Origin of the sequence: Pseudonocardia ammonioxydans (assembly GCF_900115005.1) — a bacterium.
Taxonomy (GTDB): Bacteria; Actinomycetota; Actinomycetes; order Mycobacteriales; family Pseudonocardiaceae; genus Pseudonocardia; species Pseudonocardia ammonioxydans.
On the sequence record NZ_FOUY01000114.1, the window covers coordinates 1 to 3,865 of the forward strand.

Annotated in this window: 4 protein-coding genes and 1 pseudogene; 2 read left to right on the forward strand and 3 right to left on the reverse strand. The window is 70.5% G+C overall.

Annotated elements, in window-relative coordinates:
- Window positions 1–480: 480 nt before the first annotated feature.
- Together BM093_RS36450 and BM093_RS34255 are read right to left on the reverse strand one after the other, a co-directional pair.
- The gene (locus BM093_RS36450) at window positions 481–630 is read right to left on the reverse strand and encodes a hypothetical protein (protein ID WP_177238887.1); all 150 of its coding nucleotides are present in this window, start codon (window positions 628–630) and stop codon (window positions 481–483) included.
- Window positions 631–901: 271 nt separating this feature from the next.
- Complete coding sequence (locus tag BM093_RS34255; RefSeq protein ID WP_093357475.1) at window positions 902–2,341, reverse strand: MFS transporter; 1,440 nt, start codon at window positions 2,339–2,341, stop codon at window positions 902–904.
- A gap of 134 nt (window positions 2,342–2,475) precedes the next feature.
- On the opposite strand from BM093_RS34255, the gene BM093_RS34260 reads away from it, so the two are divergent.
- Complete coding sequence (locus BM093_RS34260) at window positions 2,476–3,000, forward strand: TetR/AcrR family transcriptional regulator (RefSeq protein WP_218163069.1); 525 nt, start codon at window positions 2,476–2,478, stop codon at window positions 2,998–3,000.
- Between the two features lie 121 nt (window positions 3,001–3,121).
- Window positions 3,122–3,322, forward strand: coding sequence for a hypothetical protein (locus BM093_RS34265; protein ID WP_143105709.1), 201 nt, complete (start codon window positions 3,122–3,124; stop codon window positions 3,320–3,322).
- A 296-nt stretch (window positions 3,323–3,618) separates the two neighbouring features.
- Here BM093_RS34265 and BM093_RS34270 read toward each other — a convergent pair.
- Window positions 3,619–3,865 (reverse strand): annotated as a pseudogene (locus tag BM093_RS34270) (heavy metal translocating P-type ATPase); the annotation flags it as partial.

The following is a 3,865-nucleotide window of genomic DNA, read 5'->3' on the forward strand; positions in this document are numbered from 1 at the left end:
CGACCTTGCCCTCGCTCTGCAGCCGCTCGATGACCGCCAGCTTGTCGGCCGGCATGACGTCGGCGATCACCGTGTCCGGGCCGGCCGCGATCCCGGTTCTACGGGCGGGTCGGCGTTTACTCCGAGCAGGCTGTCTCCGCCGGAGCGTCGGTGGTCAAGTCCCGTGGCCTGGTGCGTTCGCCTGGCGCGGGCCGACCGCTGGCACCGCCCGGGTCCGCTGACCGCCGGCGGACGCTGCCGAGGATCGGTCGTCGTCGCGAACAACGCCAGGTTCGGGCGTTCTTCGCGGACCCAGCGCAGGTGATGGCTCTGGCACATGTCCTTGCTGCGGGCCACACGCGAAAAGCTCTCGACTCGGTAGACCCCGCCGCCGAACACCGGAGCGTCGGCCGCGAACACGAGCTCCTCGACCCGGAACTAGGGCCGGATCGCGCCCAGTAGCCGCTCCAGCAATGCCGGGCGCCAGCCGGGCTGGCGCCCTCACAGCTGCGCCACGCTGCCACTGTGGGGCCACGCTGCCACTGTGGGTGAGCCCGCCTGCTCGAGTGTCTGTCCGGCGTCGGAGACGCTGAGGTGGCCGTCGACCTCGACGGCGGTGGTCACCGAGGGGTGCCCGAGCAGTCGGCTCACCACCTCCACCTGGTCAAGTCGGAGGGTGGCGGCGTCCTTGGTGCGGCCTCGGACGCCGGCCAGCCGGCCCGTGTCCGCGACGTTCCTACGCCGCGCTGCACGCTGCGACCGACGAGGTCAGTGAAGGCGCGCTCGACGCTCGACGTGCTGGTCACCACGCTTCTGTCGATCCTCAGCCGATCATGAATCGTGATGTGGACGAGGCGATGAGCAGCCACGGGTCCGTTCCGGACTGCGAGCGGAAGTGAGCCGGGGGCCGCCGTCCAGCCCGTCACCGCTGTCCCGGCACTGGGTTCGGACTCCGATCCTTGATCATCACCAACGTGATCAGTAGGCCGGCCGACATGATGCCGGCCGAGACAAGGAACCCGAGTGACCAACCTTGCGTGATTGCACTGCGGGACGGACCCGCGGCGTCGGGCGTCAGACTCGCGGTGCGGGCGGTGCTGACGGCGGTGAGGACCGCAAGCCCGATCGCCCCGCCGACCTGCTGCCCTGCGTTGAACAAGGCCGCGGCGACGCCACTGTCCCCCGGCGTGGCAGAGCCGACGGCCGTCGTGGTGAGTGCCACGAAGGCGAGGCCGAGGCCGCATCCGGCGAGGACGAAGGCGGGCAGCAGTGTGCTCAGGTAGGCGCTGTCAGGTGCGATGCGGGACAGGCTCGCGAGCGCGACGGTGACGAGCAGCGCCGCGGCCACGAGCAGTGACCGCGCGCCAGTGCGGGCGAGCAGCTTGCCCGCGACGGTCGAGGCGACCGCGATGGCGGCCGTCATCGGTAGGAAGGCCAGCCCAACGGCGACCGGCCCGTAGCCGAGGGTGCCGCCCATGAACAGGCTGAGGAAGTAGAACAGTGCATAGATCGCGGCGCCGAGGATGAGCCCGACCAGGTTTCCGCCGAGCACCGTCGGGTTGCGGATCAGTCGCAGGGGAACCAGCGCGTGCGGGCGCACAGCCTGCACCCGCGCGAACGCGAGCAGAGCCAGGACCGACAGGACCAGAACGAGCAGCGCCGGCACCGACGTCCAACCCGACTCGGCAGCCTGCACGAGGCCGTAGACGAGTCCGGCGAGCCCGGCGGTGGCGAGCACGCCGCCCGCGAGGTCGAACCGCTCGGTCTGCTCAGGAGAGCTGTCGGGCAGGACGACCCCGGCACCGGCGACGGCGATCGCGGCGATCGGAACGTTGACCCAGAACACCCACTCCCACGACAGCGCCTCGGTCAGGATCCCGCCGAGGATCAGCCCGACGGCGGTGCCGCTGGCGGACACTCCTCCCCACACGCCCAGTGCCAGGTTCCGGTCGCGGCCGGGCGGGAACACCGTCATCAGCAGGGAGAGGGCGGCGGGCGCCAGCACGGCCGCGGCGAGACCCTGTATCACCCGGCCGCCGAACAGCACGAGGGCGGTCTCGGCCAGTCCGGCGAGTAGCGATCCGGTGCCGAACACCGTGGCACCGACGATGAACATGCGGCGGCGGCCGACGCGGTCGGCGAGCCGCCCGCCCAGCAGCAGGAAGCCCCCGAACGCAAGCACATACCCGGTGACCACCCAGTGCAGGGCGGTGGGGGCGAGATCGAGGTCGTCCTGCATGTCGGTGAGCGCGACGTTGACGATCGTCGCGTCCAGCACGATCAGCAGCTGGCTCCCGGCGAGCACCGCGAGCGCGAACCAGCGCCGAGCGCTCCTACCTGATGCCGCAAGGGGCGGGGTCATCAGTCTCCTTCACGAGTTCGACTCAACGACCGTAGAGTGAACTTCCTCCTTCGGTCAACGCCTGTAGAGTGAGAGCCGTGAGTGGCGATGCGGGGCCTGCGACGAGGGCCGAGCGACGACGACGCAGCGAGACGGTGATCCGCGACGCGGCCAGGGCGCTGTTCGCCGAGCACGGCTACGAGCGCACGACCATCCGCGCGGTGGCGGATCGTGCGGGCGTGGATCCCGCGCTGGTCATGCAGAATTTCGGCAGTAAGGAGGCCTTGTTCGCCGCGGCCGCGCGGTGGAGCACCCCGCTCGACGAGCTCCTCGCCGCCGGCCGTACCGAGCTGCCGCAGGCTGCGCTGGACCACGTGCTCGATGCCTTCGAGGACCCTGAGCGGCGTGCGGCGGCGGAGGCGCTGCTGCGGAGCTGCCTCACCCACCCTGCGGCGCAGGCGGTACTGCGCGACCAGGTGATGGGTGCCGCGCAGGAACGGGTTGCCTCCACGATCGGCGGACCGGATGCCGCCCTGCGCGCCGCATTGCTGAATGCGTGCGTGCTGGGACTGACGATCAGCCGCTACCTGGTGGAGGTACCTGCGGTGGCGGATGCCACGGCTACCGACCTCGAACGCGTCCTGCGGCCCGCCCTCGAGCGGCTCGTCGAGCCGACATGAATCGTGCTGAGGAAGAGACTCAAGTCCGTTCGATCGGCGCGGGACACCGTCGATGAAGGTCGATCGATCGCAACGGACACTGAGCTGATGCGCCATGCGTCGGGCTCTTGCCTACCGGGGCGTGCAGCAGGTGGTGGCGGCGCTGTTCTGCAATCTGGCTGCCGGAATGGTCAGCCTCGCGCTGCTGGGCAGTCGGGGCCAGTTGACGCCCTTACATCATCACGAGCGTCGATGGCCTCGCATGGACGGCCTCGACAGCCGGCGCAGCCTGCTCGCGCTGACCGGCCTGTTGCCGAGGTCGCCTTCGTCCTCGGTCCGCTGATCATCGGCTTTGCCGCGGGGTGATCGCTGGCCGTCGCGATGGCAGTCGCGGGTACGACCTCGCTGCTGGGCGCTTGGTGGCTGCACGGCGCGCCTGCGTTGCGGAGCGGCCGGGTGGAAACTCCTCGTCACCGGGTACGGCCCTGCCCGCATCAGCTCACCGGACACGTGAATCCGCACGTCTCGCCCGGCCACGGAACGCATTTCCCGGCCTGTGAGCGATCGGCGGCGGGCCCTCGACACGAGGAGGTGGTGCAGCCGGGCCGGCCGCACCACCTCTGTCGGGAGTTGCCGTGATCAGGTAGCGCGTGCTCGGAAGCGGCGCAGCCGCAGGCTGTTGCCGACGACGAAGACCGAGCTGAACGCCATGGCCGCGCCGGCGATCATCGGGTTGAGCAGGCCGACCGCGGCCAGCGGGATGGCGGCGACGTTGTAGGCGAAGGCCCAGAACAGGTTGGTCTTGATCGTGGTCAGGGTCCGGCGGGAGAGTCGGACCGCGTCGGCGGCGGCGCGCAGGTCGCCGCGGACCAGGGTGATGTCGGAG

Excerpts from the sequence above, each read along its gene's own strand:
- BM093_RS34255 (WP_093357475.1), bottom strand. The coding sequence starts at position 2,341 with ATGACCCCGCCCCTTGCGGCATCAGGTAGGAGCGCTCGGCGCTGGTTC.